Source organism: Bacillus sp. JJ1773, assembly GCF_036962035.1.
Classification (GTDB): Bacteria; Bacillota; Bacilli; order Bacillales; family Cytobacillaceae; genus Cytobacillus.
In genome coordinates this window covers 856-1573 of the sequence record NZ_JBALNX010000050.1, presented here as the reverse complement: position 1 = coordinate 1573, position 718 = coordinate 856, and the positions used below count along the sequence as shown (strand labels likewise).

Here is a 718-nt window from a genome sequence, read left to right as displayed (position 1 = left end):
ATATAAAAATGAAACTTCCTCATCCCTAATACTTATTGCAGCATTATAAAAACTAATTACTTCTGGAAACTTAATCTTATTGAATACCCCTTTTTCTATTTCGTGTTTAAAAGTTAATTGCATATGCTCTCGTTCATCAAATTCGTAGCCTGAGATATTATAATATTTCCCACTAAATGCACGAATTCTAGGATATTCGTTAGTATGTACCGAAGGATTACAATACCCTATGTAAAATAAAGCTTGTTGAACCACACTTTTGTAATTTGAATTATCAACACCCGATAATTTTATTGTCTCATTCATCTCCCAATCACCCAAATATTTATCATCTTCTAATTGTTTGAAGACTAGTTGAAAACTTTCAGAAGGAAACCCTACTTTAACACTCACTTCTTCGATAAAAAATTCTTTTATTTTGTAATCACCAATATAACTAACGTTACCATAATCAAAGAATAATTCTATATAATCACCAAACTTGAATCCTACACATGGAAATTTAATTAATTTATTATTAAGAACGGATAAATCAAAATCATCTTTCTTAAAATAATAATTGATGTCCTTATCTATTAAACTATCCGGGGACTTTAAAGCTAAAAAGTTATCATAATCCTCTTTAAATAATTTCTTAAAATCAACTGCAACTTTTTTATCGTCTAAGAATTGCAATACAAATTTTTGATCATCGATATGCAATAGTGAAATATCATTA

Annotated in this window: 1 protein-coding gene; it reads right to left on the bottom strand. The window is 27.6% G+C overall.

The genetic code is table 11. The features are described 5' to 3' along the window. On the bottom strand, positions 1 to 718 hold a 718-nt coding region (locus V7127_RS15235), incomplete at both ends, for a hypothetical protein (protein WP_335487319.1).